Annotated in this window: 16 protein-coding genes, 1 rRNA gene and 1 other annotated feature; all 17 genes read left to right on the top strand. The window is 45.4% G+C overall.

Features of this window, described 5'->3' with window-relative positions:
* Nucleotides 1-8 precede the first annotated feature (8 nt).
* The 17 genes from rrf to AC5W14_RS16330 all read left to right on the top strand — a co-directional run bounded on the left by rrf (nucleotide 9) and on the right by AC5W14_RS16330 (nucleotide 16,381).
* A 5S ribosomal RNA gene (rrf, locus tag AC5W14_RS16410) occupies nucleotides 9-125 on the top strand.
* 123 nt (nucleotides 126-248) lie between these two features.
* On the top strand, nucleotides 249-956 hold the full coding sequence (locus tag AC5W14_RS16405) for an MgtC/SapB family protein (RefSeq protein ID WP_496195001.1): 708 nt from the start codon (nucleotides 249-251) through the stop codon (nucleotides 954-956).
* 107 nt (nucleotides 957-1,063) lie between these two features.
* Nucleotides 1,064-1,528, top strand: a complete 465-nt coding sequence (locus tag AC5W14_RS16400) for a CtsR family transcriptional regulator (RefSeq protein WP_496060629.1) — start codon at nucleotides 1,064-1,066, stop codon at nucleotides 1,526-1,528.
* A 27-nt stretch (nucleotides 1,529-1,555) separates the two neighbouring features.
* Nucleotides 1,556-2,098: a protein-arginine kinase activator protein McsA gene (gene mcsA, locus AC5W14_RS16395; protein ID WP_496195000.1), complete on the top strand. Its 543-nt coding sequence runs from the start codon at nucleotides 1,556-1,558 to the stop codon at nucleotides 2,096-2,098.
* A complete protein-coding gene (gene mcsB / locus AC5W14_RS16390; RefSeq protein ID WP_496060627.1) occupies nucleotides 2,098-3,168 on the top strand; it encodes a protein-arginine kinase McsB in 1,071 nt (356 codons plus the stop codon). Before mcsA ends, mcsB begins: the two co-directional genes overlap by 1 nt.
* Nucleotides 3,169-3,278: 110 nt before the next feature.
* Nucleotides 3,279-5,729, top strand: a complete 2,451-nt coding sequence (gene clpC / locus AC5W14_RS16385; RefSeq protein WP_496060626.1) for an ATP-dependent protease ATP-binding subunit ClpC — start codon at nucleotides 3,279-3,281, stop codon at nucleotides 5,727-5,729.
* A 118-nt stretch (nucleotides 5,730-5,847) separates the two neighbouring features.
* Nucleotides 5,848-7,221, top strand: a complete 1,374-nt coding sequence (gene radA, locus AC5W14_RS16380) for a DNA repair protein RadA (RefSeq protein WP_496060625.1) — start codon at nucleotides 5,848-5,850, stop codon at nucleotides 7,219-7,221.
* Nucleotides 7,222-7,248: 27 nt separating this feature from the next.
* A complete protein-coding gene (gene disA, locus AC5W14_RS16375) occupies nucleotides 7,249-8,334 on the top strand; it encodes a DNA integrity scanning diadenylate cyclase DisA (protein ID WP_496060624.1) in 1,086 nt (361 codons plus the stop codon).
* Between the two features lie 58 nt (nucleotides 8,335-8,392).
* Nucleotides 8,393-9,487: a PIN/TRAM domain-containing protein gene (locus AC5W14_RS16370; protein WP_496060623.1), complete on the top strand. Its 1,095-nt coding sequence runs from the start codon at nucleotides 8,393-8,395 to the stop codon at nucleotides 9,485-9,487.
* A gap of 191 nt (nucleotides 9,488-9,678) precedes the next feature.
* The gene (ispD, locus tag AC5W14_RS16365; protein ID WP_496060622.1) at nucleotides 9,679-10,365 is read left to right on the top strand and encodes a 2-C-methyl-D-erythritol 4-phosphate cytidylyltransferase; all 687 of its coding nucleotides are present in this window, start codon (nucleotides 9,679-9,681) and stop codon (nucleotides 10,363-10,365) included.
* Between the two features lie 3 nt (nucleotides 10,366-10,368).
* The gene (gene ispF, locus AC5W14_RS16360) at nucleotides 10,369-10,845 is read left to right on the top strand and encodes a 2-C-methyl-D-erythritol 2,4-cyclodiphosphate synthase (protein WP_496060621.1); all 477 of its coding nucleotides are present in this window, start codon (nucleotides 10,369-10,371) and stop codon (nucleotides 10,843-10,845) included.
* A 19-nt stretch (nucleotides 10,846-10,864) separates the two neighbouring features.
* Complete coding sequence (gltX, locus tag AC5W14_RS16355) at nucleotides 10,865-12,328, top strand: glutamate--tRNA ligase (RefSeq protein WP_496060620.1); 1,464 nt, start codon at nucleotides 10,865-10,867, stop codon at nucleotides 12,326-12,328.
* 7 nt (nucleotides 12,329-12,335) lie between these two features.
* Nucleotides 12,336-12,553 (top strand) — a binding site (T-box leader).
* 65 nt (nucleotides 12,554-12,618) lie between these two features.
* Nucleotides 12,619-13,293, top strand: a complete 675-nt coding sequence (cysE, locus tag AC5W14_RS16350; RefSeq protein ID WP_496060619.1) for a serine O-acetyltransferase — start codon at nucleotides 12,619-12,621, stop codon at nucleotides 13,291-13,293.
* Nucleotides 13,293-14,690, top strand: coding sequence for a cysteine--tRNA ligase (gene cysS / locus AC5W14_RS16345; protein WP_496060618.1), 1,398 nt, complete (start codon nucleotides 13,293-13,295; stop codon nucleotides 14,688-14,690). The genes cysE and cysS overlap by 1 nt, the downstream gene beginning before the upstream one ends.
* A gap of 4 nt (nucleotides 14,691-14,694) precedes the next feature.
* On the top strand, nucleotides 14,695-15,120 hold the full coding sequence (locus tag AC5W14_RS16340; RefSeq protein WP_496060617.1) for a Mini-ribonuclease 3: 426 nt from the start codon (nucleotides 14,695-14,697) through the stop codon (nucleotides 15,118-15,120).
* Nucleotides 15,120-15,872, top strand: a complete 753-nt coding sequence (gene rlmB / locus AC5W14_RS16335) for a 23S rRNA (guanosine(2251)-2'-O)-methyltransferase RlmB (protein ID WP_496194999.1) — start codon at nucleotides 15,120-15,122, stop codon at nucleotides 15,870-15,872. The genes AC5W14_RS16340 and rlmB overlap by 1 nt, the downstream gene beginning before the upstream one ends.
* A complete protein-coding gene (locus tag AC5W14_RS16330; protein ID WP_496060615.1) occupies nucleotides 15,869-16,381 on the top strand; it encodes an NYN domain-containing protein in 513 nt (170 codons plus the stop codon). The genes rlmB and AC5W14_RS16330 overlap by 4 nt, the downstream gene beginning before the upstream one ends.
* Nucleotides 16,382-16,598: the final 217 nt, after the last annotated feature.

Below are 16,598 nucleotides of genomic sequence, written 5' to 3'. Positions count from 1 at the left end.
ACCACCCGTCCGGTGACGATAGCCAAGAGGTCCCACCCGTTCCCATGCCGAACACGGAAGTTAAGCTCTTGTGCGCTGATGATAATTGGGGGGCGACCCCCTGTGAAAGTAGGACGCTGCCGGGCCAATGCAAGCACTTTTCCCTTTTGGGAAGAGTGCTTTTTTTATATGTTCTTTTATACTATACTTTCATTTATATAGAGCTTTCATTGTTTTGCACATGCACAGCAGAGAACGGGGGACTTAGTATGGAGTCTATCTTCAATTATGATCTGGTTGTTATCTTTATCCGGCTTTTGGCAGCCGCCGCTTTAGCTGGTGTAATTGGAATAGAGCGAGAGATAAAGCGTCATCCCGCGGGCTTTCGAACGCATATGCTGGTGGGAACCGGTGCGTGCCTTGTTATGATTATGGCTCTGTTCGGCTTTCAGGATTATCTTCGTGTAAATGAAGATGTTGTCGCGTATGATCCGTCCAGGCTTGCGTCTTATGTGATTAGTGGGGTAGGTTTTTTGGGAGCTGGAACGATTATTGTACAGGGCGCCTCTATTAAGGGACTGACAACCGCTGCCTCCATTTGGGTGGTTGCGGCTATTGGTCTTGCAGCCGGTGCTGGTATGTACATTCCAGCCGCTTTTGCTACGCTGATCGTACTGCTCAGTCTTCTTTTATTAAATAAAGTGGACCGTATGTTTCGGCCATTTTCCGCATCGAATTCTATTACAGTCACTATGTATAAATATGCAGGTTCGTTGGGTGATATTATTCAAGCCCTTGAAAAGCAAAAAGTAGCGGTGACAAAAGTAAAAGAGCAAAAAATTGACGAGGGGAAATCGACGAGAATCTTTACCCTTCATGTAGAAGTCCCTCGTTCTGTAAAGCAGGCTGACCTATATGAGGCGCTCTATTCTCAGAGTGGAACGGTGGAAGTCGAAGTTACAATGACTATAACTTGAAATAGCTATGTATTTGTATTATATTAAAGTCAAAGATAGTCAAGGTCAATACCTTGTTATTGTTACGCGTTAGACCCTATAACGGCAGCGGACAGGAGGGTAAACCAGTGAAGAATATATCAGATATTATTGAGCACTACCTTAAACAAACGTTGACACAGAGCGAGAAAGATTTAATTGAAATAAAAAGAAGTGAACTGGCCAAGCAGTTTGAGTGCGTGCCTTCACAGATTAATTATGTTATTAGTACTCGTTTTACAATTGAAAAAGGATATGTTGTGGAGAGTAAACGAGGCGGCGGCGGGTATATCCGTATTATCCGTATTAAAGTAGATGACCATGTAGAATTGGTCGATCAGATTGTTGAACTGATTGGAAGCAAGGTGGATCAAGTATCTGCTGAAAGTATTTTAATGAGACTATTTGAAGAGGAAGCTATTTCCAAAAGAGAGGCTAATATTATGCTTTCTGCCGTAGACCGCACGGTACTTGCCTTAAAAGATCCGGAAGAAAGAGATTTTCTTAGAGCCCATTTATTAAAAGCCATGCTTCAAAGCCTTCGATATCGATAAGCTTACTACAGAAAGGAGGGCTCAGCCATGCTTTGTCAGGAATGCCAGCAGAGACAAGCCAGCCTTCATTTTACTAAAATAGTAAATGGTCAGAAAACAGAAGTTCATTTATGTGAAGAGTGCGCCCGGGAAAAAGGAGAAACAATTCATGGAACGAACAGCTATTCAATCCACGATCTGCTTTCTGGTATTTTAAAATTTGATAAACCATTAAAAAACGATAATTCAGCTCCCTACACTAAAGCCCCAAAGCCGCTGGTGTGTGATAACTGCGGCTTGTCTTATGAGCGGTTTGTAAAAACCGGGCGTTTCGGCTGCACGAACTGTTACGAAGCTTTTGAAGCAAAGCTGGATCCGATTTTTAAGAAAGTACACAGCGGAAACCTCCGCCACCACGGAAAAATACCTAAACGGTCCGGAGCTCAAATGCAGGTCCAGCGTGAAATCGATGAAGAGCGTCAAAAACTGAAAGACCTGGTGGCAAAAGAAGAATTTGAAAAAGCCGCCTCGATTCGCGACCACATTAAAGAGCTTGAACGGCAGATGAAACCGAAAGGAGAGGAAAGCTGATGTCTCTGGAACGGTTCATATCAAATGCGCTGAGCCCGTGGATGAAAGAAGAGAGCGGAGCAGAGAAGGATATTGTATTAAGTACAAGAATTCGGTTTGCCAGAAATCTTAATGATTATCCATTTCCTATTATTTCTTCCGAGCACTCGGCAGAAACGCTGAGAGGTTTTGTTTCCAAAGAACTAACCGAAAGCAGGGAAAGCTTTGCAGGCAGCCTGGAGCTGTTGAATATGGAAGAGCTTTCTAAAAATGAAAAAAAGATGCTGGTGGAAAAGCATCTAATCAGTCCTCATCTTGCAGAGCGCAGTACAGCTGGAGCGGTTCTTTTAAATGAAAAAGAATCGGTCAGCTTAATGGTGAATGAAGAAGACCACTTAAGAATACAGTGTTTGTTTCCAGGGTTTCAACCAGAAGAAGGCCTGCGCTTTGCCAATGAACTCGACGACTGGGTGGAAAGCAAAGTCACGTATGCGTTTGATGAAAAACGAGGCTTCCTGACGAGCTGCCCGACGAATGTCGGCACAGGGATGAGAGCATCGGTGATGATGCATCTGCCCGCGCTTGTGATGACGAAAGCTTTGAACCGGTTCCTGCCGGCTATTAACCAGCTTGGTTTTGTAGTCCGGGGTATTTACGGGGAAGGAAGCGAAGCGCTTGGAAACCTTTTTCAGATTTCCAACCAAACGACCCTCGGAAAATCAGAAGAAGACATTGTCGAGGATCTCCAGGGAATCGTACTCCAAATTATTGAACAGGAATACGAAGCAAGGCGTTCGGTTCTTAAGACGTCCCGTATTCAAATAGAAGACCGTATTTTCCGATCGTATGGAATATTATCAAACAGCCGGATTATAGAGACAAAAGAAGCCGCAAAACGCTTATCTGATGTGAAACTTGGTATTGACCTTGATTTAATAAACGATATAAAGGGTAATATTCTAAATGAGCTGATGATTCTTATGCAGCCTGGATTTCTGCAGCAATATGCGGATCGTCCACTCGAAGCTAAAGAGCGGGACGTGAGGCGGGCTTCTTTAATCAGGGAACGTATGAAAATAGAACCGCGTTAACCGGGTTCAGCTATTCTTCCTGCGTTTTTAATTCAAATAGAAGATTTATTTTTATATATTAGGTACAATCAACTAAAGAACTTAACTAACCTACGGAGGTGCATGGATATATGATGTTCGGACGATTTACAGAAAGGGCACAGAAAGTACTAGCCCTCGCGCAAGAAGAAGCCATTCGCCTTGGCCATAATAATATTGGCACAGAGCATATTTTACTGGGTTTGATTCGGGAAGGTGAAGGTATTGCCGCCAAAGCCCTTCAGGCTCTTAATCTGGGAACAGATCAAATACAAAAAGAAGTAGAAGCCTTAATTGGTTCAAGCCAGGAAGGTTCTAAAACCATTCATTACACGCCGCGTGCTAAAAAAGTTATTGAGCTGTCTATGGATGAGGCAAGAAAGCTTGGTCATTCCTATGTAGGGACAGAGCACATCCTGCTTGGATTAATCCGCGAAGGCGAAGGAGTAGCAGCCAGGGTCTTAAATAATCTTGGCGTCAGCCTTAATAAAGCCCGTCAGCAGGTGCTTCAGCTTCTTGGAAGCAATGACGGCTCAGGGAACCAGCAGCAGCCATCAGGCACCGGCGCATCCAATGCAAGCACGCCGACGCTTGACAGCCTCGCACGTGATCTTACAGCTGTAGCCAAAGAAGAAGGACTGGATCCGGTTATCGGCAGAAGCAAAGAAATTGAACGTGTTATTCAGGTATTGAGCCGGCGTACAAAAAACAACCCGGTCCTTATTGGGGAGCCGGGTGTTGGTAAGACAGCCATTGCAGAGGGTCTCGCCCAGTCTATTATTGCTAACGAAGTACCGGAAATTCTCCGCAACAAGCGGGTTATGACTCTGGATATGGGTACCGTTGTAGCTGGAACTAAATATAGAGGGGAATTTGAAGATCGTCTTAAAAAAGTAATGGAAGAAATCCGTCAGTCACAGAATGTTATTTTGTTCATTGACGAGCTGCACACTTTAATTGGTGCCGGTGGAGCGGAAGGTGCTATTGATGCATCGAACATCTTAAAGCCTTCTCTTGCACGTGGAGAACTGCAGTGTATCGGTGCAACCACTTTAGATGAATATAGAAAGTATATTGAAAAAGATGCGGCACTTGAACGTCGTTTCCAGCCTATTCAAGTAAATGAGCCGACTACAGACGAGTCCGTTCAGATCCTTGCCGGACTGCGCGACCGTTACGAAGCTCATCACCGCGTAAAAATCACCGATGATGCGATTGCAGAAGCTGTAAAGCTGTCTGACCGCTATATTCCGGATCGCTTCCTGCCGGACAAAGCGATCGACCTGATTGATGAAGCAGCTTCAAGAGTGAGGCTTCGCTCCTATACAGCTCCTCCAAACCTTAAAGAGCTGGAGCAGAACCTTGAAGAAACAAGAAAAGAAAAAGATGCGGCTGTCCAGAGCCAGGAGTTCGAAAAGGCAGCATCTCTTCGTGACAGCGAACAGCGCCTGCGTGAAGAAGTAGAAGACATGAAAAACAAATGGAAAGAAAAGCAGGGCCAGGAAAACACGGAAGTAACGACAGAAGATATTGCACAAATCGTTGCAAGCTGGACTGGTATTCCTGTTTCAAAAGTGGCAGAAGAAGAAACCGACCGCCTCTTAAGAATGGAAGAAATCCTCCACGGCCGTGTCATTGGCCAGGATGAAGCAGTAAAAGCTGTTTCCAAAGCGGTCAGAAGAGCAAGAGCCGGACTGAAAGATCCGAAACGCCCAATTGGTTCCTTTATTTTCCTTGGCCCTACCGGTGTTGGTAAAACTGAACTGGCCCGTGCCGTTTCTGAAACACTGTTCGGCGACGAGGAATCCGTTATTCGGATAGACATGTCCGAGTACATGGAACGCCACTCCACTTCACGTTTGGTCGGTTCTCCTCCAGGCTATGTAGGATATGAAGACGGCGGACAGCTTACAGAGAAAGTACGCCGCAATCCATACTCTGTTATCCTGCTGGATGAAATTGAGAAAGCCCACCCTGAAGTATTTAATATTCTGCTGCAGGTGCTTGAAGATGGTTTTCTTACCGATTCCAAGGGCCGCAGAGTCGATTTTAGAAACACGGCTATTATCATGACATCAAACGTCGGTGCGAGCATGCTGAAGAAGAACAAGTACGTTGGTTTTACTACGCACACAGATGAAAACAAAGATTATAATAATATGCGTGATAAGGTTATGGGAGAATTAAAAAATACATTCCGCCCGGAATTCTTAAACCGTATTGATGAAATTATTGTGTTCCACAGCCTGGAAAAAGAGCACATTGAAAAAATTATTGTCCTCATGGCTGCTGAACTGAAAAAGCGTGTTGCTGAACAAGGCATTGTTTTTGATCTTACTCAAAGCGCTCAGCAGAAAATTGCAGACGAAGGGTACGATCCGGAGTACGGAGCAAGACCACTGCGCCGCTCGCTTCAAAAGAACGTTGAAGACCGCCTCTCAGAGGAGCTTCTGCGTGGAACGATTGAAAAAGGAAGCACCGTTGTTATTGACGTACAAGACGGAGAATTCATCGTGGATACAAAATCAGGAGCGAAAGCATAAAACAGTTTTCCTGGAACAACTGTCCGGAAGTGCGTGTTCGCACTACGGACAGTTTTTTTCATCACAAAGCATGCTTAAGGTTATAAAAACGTACACCTAAGAGAACGGGAGAGTATATATGGCCAAAACAAAAACAAAATTCGTCTGTCAGGAATGTGGATACGAAACGACCAAATGGATGGGACGCTGTCCTTCTTGCAATCAGTGGAATACGCTCGTGGAAGAAATGGAGACTCCTTCTGCCGGCAAGGGAGAGCGTCGGTCATTTAATGAAAACAATAACCAGCAGCCTCAATCCATTACCAAAATAGCAGGAGATCAGGAGCCTCGTATTAAAACGTCCATGGAAGAATTAAACCGGGTGCTTGGAGGCGGAATTGTTCCAGGCTCGCTTGTGCTGGTAGGGGGAGATCCGGGTATTGGTAAATCGACCCTGCTGCTGCAGGTTTCTGCCATTTTGGCAGCCAGGCAGAAAAAAGTACTGTACATTTCAGGGGAAGAATCGATCAAACAGACAAAGCTCCGGGCTGACAGGCTTCACGTGACGTCAGATACGCTGTACGTATACGCGGAGACCGACATGGATTATATCGAAAAAGCGATAGATAATATCAAACCGGATCTGGTTATTATTGATTCCATTCAAACGGTTCATCAGCCGGCCGTCACCTCGGCGCCGGGGAGTGTGGCCCAGGTCAGAGAATCAACTTCTGCCTTTATGAGAATTGCCAAAAGCCGTAATATTGCAATATTTATTGTCGGACACGTTACAAAACAAGGTTCCATTGCCGGACCAAAGCTGCTTGAACACATGGTGGATTCAGTGTTGTATTTTGAAGGAGAACGGCATCATACGTTTCGGATTCTCCGGGCCGTAAAAAATAGATTTGGCTCTACAAATGAGATTGGTATTTTTGAAATGAAAGAAGCCGGGCTGGAAGAAGTGAAAAATCCGTCGGAGATTTTCCTGGAAGAACGCACGAATGGGATGGCAGGATCTGTCGTTGTTGCTTCGTTGGAAGGCACCCGGCCGATTCTAGTGGAAATGCAGGCTTTGATCGCGCCGTCGAGTTTTGCTTACCCAAGGCGTACCGCAACAGGCGTGGATCAGAATCGTATTGCTCTCTTAATGGCGGTGCTTGAAAAACGCCTCGGCATGCTGCTTCAAAATCAGGATGCATATATAAATGTTGCCGGCGGAGTAAAGCTGGACGAACCCGCAGTTGATCTCGGAATTGCGGTCAGCATTGCGTCGAGTTTTCGAAATCACGCTACGTATCCGGGAGATATTGTTATCGGCGAAATTGGCTTAACGGGTGAAATTCGTCGGGTATCGAGAATTGAAGAAAGAGTGCGGGAAGCCGCTAAGCTTGGTTTCACGAGAGCTATTATCCCCAAAAAAAATATGGACGGCTGGACGCCTCCTGCTAAAATAAAAGTCATAGGTGTCACGACATTAGAAGAAGCACTGGATACAGCCATATCCAGGTAATGTCTGCAGAAAAGGAAGAAACAGATCATGGAGGTCATAGAAATGGAAGAAAGCCGTCATACATTTATGAGAGAGGTGCTGCGCTATATTGCTCCAGGGACTGAATTAAGGCGTGGTATAGACAATGTGCTTAGAGCCAACACAGGAGGGCTTATAGTTTTAGGATATACAGATCAGCTGAAAGAAATGGTAGATGGCGGCTTTTACATTAACTGCGCGTTTTCCCCTGCGTATTTATATGAGCTTTCCAAAATGGACGGCGCGATTATTTTAACAGCGGACGGTGCTAAAATTTTATATGCCAATACTCAGCTTGTTCCCAATAATGATATCCCTTCGAGTGAAACCGGTATCCGCCACCGGACAGCCCAGCGTGTGGCAAAGCAGACCGGCAGCCTGGTCGTTTCCGTATCGCAGAGACGAAGGGTTATTACTCTTTATAAAGGGGAACACCGCTATTCCCTGCGCGAAATGGAAATGATTTTAACAAAAGCCAACCAGGGCATTCAAACCCTTGATAAATACAAATCGGCTTTGGATCAAAGCATCATTAATCTCGGGGCACTGGAATTTGAAGAAACTGTTTCGTTTCAGGATATCGCCCAGGTGCTCCACCGGGCAGAACTTGTGTTGCGCATTAAAGAGGAAATTCTTAATTATGTGCTCGAACTAGGTACGGAAGGTCGTCTGATTACAATGCAGCTTGATGAACTGCTGGCCGGTATGGAACAGGAAACAAATGACCTTATCAAAGATTATGTTAGAGATCCCCATACCAGTCCGGAAGCGGTATTAAAAGGACTTTCCAAATTGAACCGAAACGAACTGCTCAACGATAACGTAATAATGAGAGTACTAGGACACCCAGAGGCAGCTACTATACAAGATCAGTCGATATCCCCGCGCGGCTATCGCATTTTAAATAAAATTAAGCGCCTTCCTCCATATATTATTGAAAATGTCGTGCAGGGATATGGAAGCCTCTCGCTGATTACCGAATCAACCATTGAGGAACTGGACGAAATTGAAGGAATTGGAAGTGCCAGGGCGAAGAAGATTAAAGAGGGCCTGCAGCAGATCCAGGAACAGTTATTTTTAGAAAGACATGTATAAACTAGTAGTAAAACAAAGAAATTAGGGTATTTATTCTAATAAGGAGGTGGATGGCACGGTGTTACGACTTATTGTACAGCTTTTTTTGATTTTGGCTGGGGCTACGCTGGGATTTATTTTTATTCCTGATATTATATTTTTATTTAATCTTACATCGATTCCTACGTGGCTGGCCAGCCCGTATATTGGTGGTATAGTAGGGGCGGTTATTTTCTTTGGAGCTACTTTTTGGCTTGCGGACTACATTGTAAAATGGATGAAGCGGCTGGAAGAAGCTATCTTACGTGCGCCTATTACAGATGTTTTATTTGGAACACTTGGGCTGGTTTTTGGCTTATTTATTGCGTTTTTGGTTACGATTCAGCTGAACACCCTTCAGATTCCTGTAGTAAATTCGGTACTGCCTGGATTTATCAGCTTTTTTCTCGGGTATTTCGGCTTTCAGCTTGGATTTAAGAAAAAAGATGAGCTGATGGGTCTTTTTACTTCCACCCGTAACGCAGAGAAGGATAAAGAAAAACCGGAAGTTGCTGCTGGCTGGGGAAGCAAAGACAAAATTCTCGACACAAGCGTTATTATTGATGGACGAATTGCTGATATCTGCCAGACCGGATTTATTGAAGGGAAAATGGTTATTCCGGAATTTGTGCTCGAAGAGCTGCAGCATATTGCCGATTCTTCGGACGTGTTAAAGCGTAATCGCGGAAGACGCGGTCTTGATATTTTAAACCGCATCCAAAAAGAGCTTGATAATGAAGTGGAAATTTTCGAAGGAGACTTCGAGGACATACAGGAAGTCGACAGCAAGCTCGTGAAGCTGGCTAAAGTAAGAGAAGGCATCGTTGTGACAAATGATTTTAATTTAAATAAAGTCTGCGACCTGCAGGGCGTGGCGGTGCTCAATATTAATGATTTGGCCAACGCTGTAAAACCGGTGCTTCTGCCGGGCGAGGAATTAGCTGTGCAGGTGATTAAAGATGGAAAAGAACATAATCAAGGCGTGGCCTATTTAGACGATGGAACGATGATTGTCGTCGAAGGCGGGCGGGACTATATTGGAAAAACGCTGCAGGTGCTCGTAACCAGCGTGCTTCAAACGAGTGCCGGCCGGATGATTTTTGCAAAACCTAAATTAATAGAAAAAGCGTTATAACGCCCTTTCCTGCCATGCAGCCGCTGCGGCCGCCGGGCAGGATTTTTTTATACAGGCAGATAAACATACACTCCGTTCGGGCAGAGAGCATAGAGGACGGAGAAGATACACCATTGCTTTCCTGCCGCTAACAAGTGTATTATAATATGGGACTTTACGTAATGATAAAAGCATGTAATTGGAGAGGTTTTATGAAGTATGCGGTAGTAATTCCGGCAGCGGGACAAGGAAAACGAATGGGAGCAGGCCATAATAAGCAATTTTTGATGCTGGAGGACCGACCTCTTATTATTCACACGGTTTCTGTTTTTGAAAAGGATCCGAACTGTGTCAGAATAATTGTTGTAGCTAATCCATCAGAAATTACTGATATGCGCGTGTTATTTGAAAAATGGAACATAAAAAAAGTTACCGATGTGATTGCAGGGGGAAAAGAAAGACAGGACAGCGTCTACGAAGGACTCAAAGTGTTAAAAGATGAAGGCATTGTTCTCGTCCATGACGGGGCCCGTCCGTTCATTGAGGCTTCCCGCCTGAAAGACCTTGTCCAAAAAGCTTCGGAAACCGGTGCTGCCGTTTTAGGTGTACGCATGAAAGATACGGTCAAGCGTGCAGCGAACGGCCTGGTCATTGAAACGATTGACCGCAGCAGCCTCTGGGCTGTCCAGACGCCACAGGCTTTTCACCTTCCTATCGTACTGGAAGCCTACCGGAGAGCAGAGGAGCAGAAGATTGTTGGCACCGACGACACCAGCCTCGTAGAAAAAATGGGGCATCCGGTTCATATCGTGGAAGGGGGCTATGATAATATCAAGCTCACGACACCAGAAGATATGATCACGGCAATCGGCATTTTACAGAAAAGACGAGGGGAATAATACATGAGAATTGGACACGGATTTGATGTACACCAGCTGGATGCGTCTCGTCCACTTATTATAGGGGGCGTAACCGTTCCGCACAGCAAAGGGCTGATCGGGCACTCCGACGCGGACGTGCTGCTTCATGCGGTAACGGATGCTATATTGGGCGCGATTGGAGAAGGAGATATTGGTAAACACTTTCCCGACACCGATCAGGCGTTTAAAGATGCTGATTCTGCCGTACTGCTTGAAAAAGTGATGGAAACCGTCACAGAGCGCGGGTATCAGATTGGAAACATAGATGGCACGATATTAGCTGAAAAACCTAAAATGGCTCCTCATATTCAAAGCATGCGGGAACGGATTGCCCAAATTACAAAAGCAGACGTGTCCCAGGTGAATGTGAAAGCAACTACAACGGAAAAGCTTGGATTTACAGGCAGAGAAGAAGGCATTGCAGCCCATGCGGTAGTGTTGTTAAAAGAACAAGCGTAATAAGAGAGGGGATCATGGCATGAGCAGGGAAGTAAGAGTAAGATTTGCACCAAGCCCTACAGGACATCTTCATATCGGCGGAGCACGTTCGGCTTTATTTAATTATCTATATGCAAAAAGCCAGGGCGGGAAGTTTGTTATTCGGATTGAAGATACCGACCAGGCCCGCAATGTAGAAGATGCTACGGAAAAGTTAATGGAGAGCATGAAATGGCTCGGCATCGAGTGGGATGAAAGTATGGATATCGGCGGCCCGCACGAGCCCTACCGCTCCATGGAACGTTTGGATACGTATGAGAAGCACCTTCAGCAGCTGCTTGACGAAGGAAAAGCATACTATGACTATATGACAGAAGCAGATCTGGAAAAAGAAAGAGAAGCCCAGCTGGCTAAAGGAGAAGCTCCTAAATACAGCGGACGCGACCGCGACTTGACACCGGAACAGCAGAAAGCTTATGAGGACCAGGGCTTAAAGCCGGTTGTCCGTTTTAAAGTACCGCAGGGACGAAACGTAGTAGTAGAAGATGCCGTACGGGGAAATGTAACATTTGAAACGGATGGTATCGGTGATTTTGTTATAGCCAGACGGGACAGAATTCCCACCTACAACTTTGCTGTAGTCATTGATGACTATTTAATGGAAATCAGCCATGTGATCCGGGGAGAAGAGCACTTATCCAATGCTCCGCGCCAGGCATTATTATTTGAAGCTTTCGGCTGGGAAAAGCCGACGTTTGCTCACGCGTCTTTAATCTTAAATCCGGACCGCCAGAAAATGAGCAAGCGGGATGAATCAATCATTCAGTTTGTCGAGCAGTACAAAGATCTGGGATACCTCCCGGAAGCACTGGTAAACTTCCTCGCGCTTCTTGGCTGGTCGCCGGTAGGAGAAGAAGAATTGTTTGACCTGAAGGAACTTGAGAAGCAGTTCACGCTCGACCGTGTTTCCAAGGCGCCTGCCGTTTTTGATAAAGATAAGCTGGCATGGATGAACAATCAGTACGTGAAGAAAGCCGACGTAGATCGGCTGACTGTTCTGGCCCTCCCTCATCTGCAAAAAGCGGGCCGGGTATCGGAAAATCCTTCAAAAGAAGAATACGAATGGATTACGCAGCTCGTTGCTTTATATCAGGAGCAGATGCATTACGCAGCAGAACTGGTTGAGCTGACGGACTTGTTTTTTAAAGAAGAAATTTCGTATAATGAAGAAGCACAGACAGTGCTTAGTGGAGAAGCGGTGCCGGAAGTGCTGAAGCAGTTCTCTGAAGAACTTGAGGCGCTGGACACATTTGAGCCGCAGGAAATCAAAACTGCTATCAAAGCAACGCAGAAAGCAACAGGCCAAAAAGGTAAAAATTTATTTATGCCGATACGCATAGCAGTCACAGGCCAGGCCCACGGACCGGATCTGCCGAATACTATTGCACTGCTCGGAAAAGAAACCGTGCAGAAACGCTTGGAACAGGCGGTTCACGTATCGTAATTTTATAAGTAGAGCATAGATGGGAAAAAGTATGAAACGCTTTTCTATACAGAGAAAACCACACAGGCTGAGAGTGGTTTTGGAAAAAGTTTCTGAACATGCCTCCCGGAGCCTTCTGTTGAATAAAGTAGGCAGAAGCGGCAGCGATGCCGTTATGACATCATGAAGAAGAGCCGAAAACAGTGCTCTTAAAACAGAGTGGAACCACGCGAGAGCGTCTCTGTGCCGAGGGCACAGAGACGCTCTTTTTCATTAGTGGTGCAGCGCAAGAGGAAGGGAGACAGATTAGTATGTGGAGAACGTTTAAAAATGATATTGATGTTGTGTTCGATCAAGACCCGGCTGCAAGAGGCAGAATTGAAGTAGTGCTGACGTATTCCGGCGTCCATGCTATTTGGTTTCACCGAATCGCTCATTGGATGTGGAAGCGCAAGCTGTATTTTCTCGCCCGGCTGCTTTCCCAGTTCAGCCGTTTTATTACAGGAATTGAAATCCATCCGGGGGCAGTTATCGGTCAGCGTTTATTTATTGACCACGGAATGGGTGTAGTGATAGGTGAAACATGCGAAATCGGGGACAATGTGACAATTTATCAGGGAGTGACACTCGGTGGAACGGGAAAAGAAAAAGGAAAACGACATCCCACCATTGAAGATCATGTGTTAATCGCCACTGGAGCAAAAATTCTCGGTTCTATGACCATTGGCCAGCATTCCCGTATCGGTGCAGGGTCCGTTGTCTTAAAAGAAGTGCCGGCCAATTCCACCGTAGTAGGAATACCCGGCCGGGTCGTCGTACAAAATGGAATTAAAGTAGAGCAGGATGGACTTGATCATAGTAACCTTCCGGACCCGGTGGCTGACCGATTTAAAGAATTGGAACAGGAACTGACACAGCTGAAAAAAGAACTAGAAGCATATACGCAGACGGAAACGGTCCGTTCATCACAGGGGAGAGAAAGATAATGGCAATCCATTTATATAATACGCTGTCACGAAAAAAAGAAAAATTTGTTCCGCTCGAGGGGAACACAGTCAAAATGTATGTATGCGGCCCTACTGTATACAACTATATTCATATAGGCAATGCCCGGCCGGCTATTGTGTTTGATATGATCCGTCAGTATTTAACGTATTCCGGCTACGAAGTCCAGTATATGTCTAATTTTACGGATGTAGATGACAAAATTATTCGGGCAGCTAAAGAGCTGGGAGAAGAGGTTCCGGCGCTGGCAGAGAAATTTATTGAAGCGTATCATGAAGATACCGCAGCATTAGGGGTGAAAAAGGCAGATCTTCATCCGAGAGTGATGGACACAATGCCCGAAATCATTACGTTTATTGCCTTGCTGATTGAAAAAGGCTATGCCTACGAATCGCAGGGAGATGTATACTTTCATACACGTTCCTTTAAGAATTACGGCCAGCTTTCGACCCAGTCGATTGAAGACCTGCAGGCGGGAGCCCGTATTGAAGTAGGCGATAAAAAGAAAGATCCACTGGATTTTGCGCTGTGGAAAGCGGCAAAGCCTGATGAGATTTCCTGGAAAAGCCCATGGGGAGAAGGACGTCCCGGCTGGCATATTGAGTGTTCTGCCATGGTAAAGAAATACCTCGGGGATACGATTGATATTCATGCCGGAGGCCAGGATCTTTCTTTCCCCCACCATGAAAATGAACTGGCACAGTCGGAGGCATTGAATGAAAAAAAGATGGCCAACTACTGGATGCACAACGGCTATATTCAGATTGACAACGAAAAAATGTCCAAGTCCCTGGGCAACTTCATTCTGGTTCATGACTTAGTTAAGCACCACAAGCCGGAAGTGATCCGCTTTTTTATTCTGCAGTCTCATTACCGGAGCCCGCTTAATTTCAGTGAATCGCTGCTGGAAAGTGCAAAAAGCGGATTGGAGCGGATTCAGACTACGGTGCGCAACTTAAAGCACCGGATGAAAGAGAGCGCGGATCTGGGAGAAGCAAAGCCGTGGCTTGCGCTGGCTGCAGAAAAGAAGCAGGCTTTTCTTAAAGAGATGGATGATGATTTTAACACAGCCAATGCAGTGAGCGTTCTTTTTGACTTGGCGAAAGCGGCTAATCAGTATCTGCAGGAACCGCATTCTTCCAAGCTGGCTCTTGAAACGTTTATTTCCACCATTACTGAATTAGGAAAGATCCTGAGCGTGCCGATGGAAGCTGAAGAGCAGCTGTTGGATGAAGACATTGAACAATTAATAGAGGAAAGAACAACAGCCAGAAAATCCAAAGATTTCGCAAGAGCGGATGAGATACGGGATCAGTTGAAAAACATGGGGATTATACTGGAAGACACACCTCAGGGTATCCGTTGGAAAAGGGAGTAGGGCTATGCTGGAAACGTTACGCAAAAAAATAGATGCAAAGCAGCTCAATGCCCTCGCTCTTGCTTATATGGGCGATGCTGTTCTGGATTTGTACATTCGTCAGTATTTAATTGCCGAGGGGAAAGTGCGGCCGCACCGTCTTCATTCTCAGGCAGTTTCCTACGTCTCAGCCAACTCCCAGGCAAAAGTAATCCAGGAACTGTGGGACAACGAACAGCTGAGTGAGGAAGAAGACCGGATTTCAAAAAGAGGGAGAAACGCCAAATCGGGAAGTGTTCCTAAAAATGTTGACGTCTCTATCTACAAAAAGAGTACGGCATTTGAGGCGCTTCTCGGCTATTTGTATTTTCAGAATCAAACAGAACGAATGGAAGAAATTATTGCATTTGCTATTGAAATGTCAACAGCAGGTGGAGAGGCGGATAAATAATGGAAGAGTGGATTTCCGGAAAAAATGCAGTGCTGGAAGCTTTAAAAGCCGGCAGGGATATTAATAAAATATGGCTGGCCGAAGGGACGGGAAAAGCCCAGACCCTTGCTGTACAGGAAGCGGCAAAAGAAAAAGGCGTGCTCGTGCAAAGTGCCCCAAGAAAAAAGCTGGATGATCTCAGTGGAAATCAAAAGCATCAGGGAATAGTGGCCTCCGTAGCGGCCTACAGCTATGCAGAAATGGAAGATTTGTTTGCAAAAGCAGATAAAGCCGGAGAAGATCCGTTTTTTCTTATCCTTGATGAGATCGAAGACCCGCATAACTTAGGGTCTATTCTGAGGACAGCGGATGCTGCCGGCGTGCACGGGGTGATTATTCCAAAAAGACGGTCGGTCAGCCTCACTCAGACGGTAGCGAAAACATCAACCGGCGCGATTGAACATATCCCCGTAGCGAGAGTAACCAATCTGGTTCGAACGATGAAGGACTTAAAAGACAGAGGTGTATGGATAGCAGGGACCGATGCTTCAGCAAAAGAAGATTACCGGCAGATGCAGGCAGATATGCCGCTTGCTCTTGTGATCGGCAGTGAAGGAAAAGGGATCAGCAGGCTCGTAAAAGAAACGTGTGATTTCTTAGTGGAAATCCCTATGAAAGGGCATGTTACCTCCTTGAATGCCTCCGTGGCAGCCAGTCTTCTTATTTATGAAGTGTACCGAAGCCGCAATCCTAAAGGCAGCTCTGCCCGATGAAAGATATTCTGTTAGTGGACGGCTATAACGTTATCGGAGATTGGCCGGAACTCAAAGAACTGAAAGAATATGATCTGGCAGGAGCCAGAGATAAGCTGATTCAGGACATGGCGGAATATCAGGCATTTAAAGGCTGGACGGTTAAAGTAATCTTTGACGCGCATATGGTACCGGGACTGGGAAAGAAATATCATGACTTTCTTCTTGATATTATTTATACAAAAGAAAAAGAAACCGCTGACGAACGAATTGAACGTCTCGTCAGCGAACTAAAAAATGTGGAAACAAGAGTACATGTGGCTACTTCCGATTATGCCGAGCAGTCCCACATATTTGGAAGCGGAGCCCTCCGCAAGTCATCCAGGGAACTGCGCCTGGAAATGCAGGTCGTAAAAGAAGGAATTGCCAAACGGGTACGGGAACAACGAGAAGAAAATAAGCGGTCGGAACTGCCTTTGTCAGATGAATTGACAAAAATTTTTGATAAATGGCGGCGTGGAGACAGATGAAGTATTGACGCTTTTGTGAACATTACTATATACTGGATTTATATTAAATTTTGATAAGTGCAATTATTTAGAGAATTTCAATTGTCTTTTATGTCATAAGTTACAAGCTTAAAAAAGGAAAAAATTACTTTTTTTAAGCTCCTTTTGTATCACTTCGCTAAACACCAAGTATTGGAAACAAAGGTCCTGTACGGCAGGCCGGCTTTTTCTACACATA

This window comes from Sinobaca sp. TMA16-18 (genome assembly GCF_059510535.1).
The sequence above is the reverse complement of the archived record's forward strand: the minus strand, read 5'-3'. Positions and strand labels throughout refer to the sequence as shown.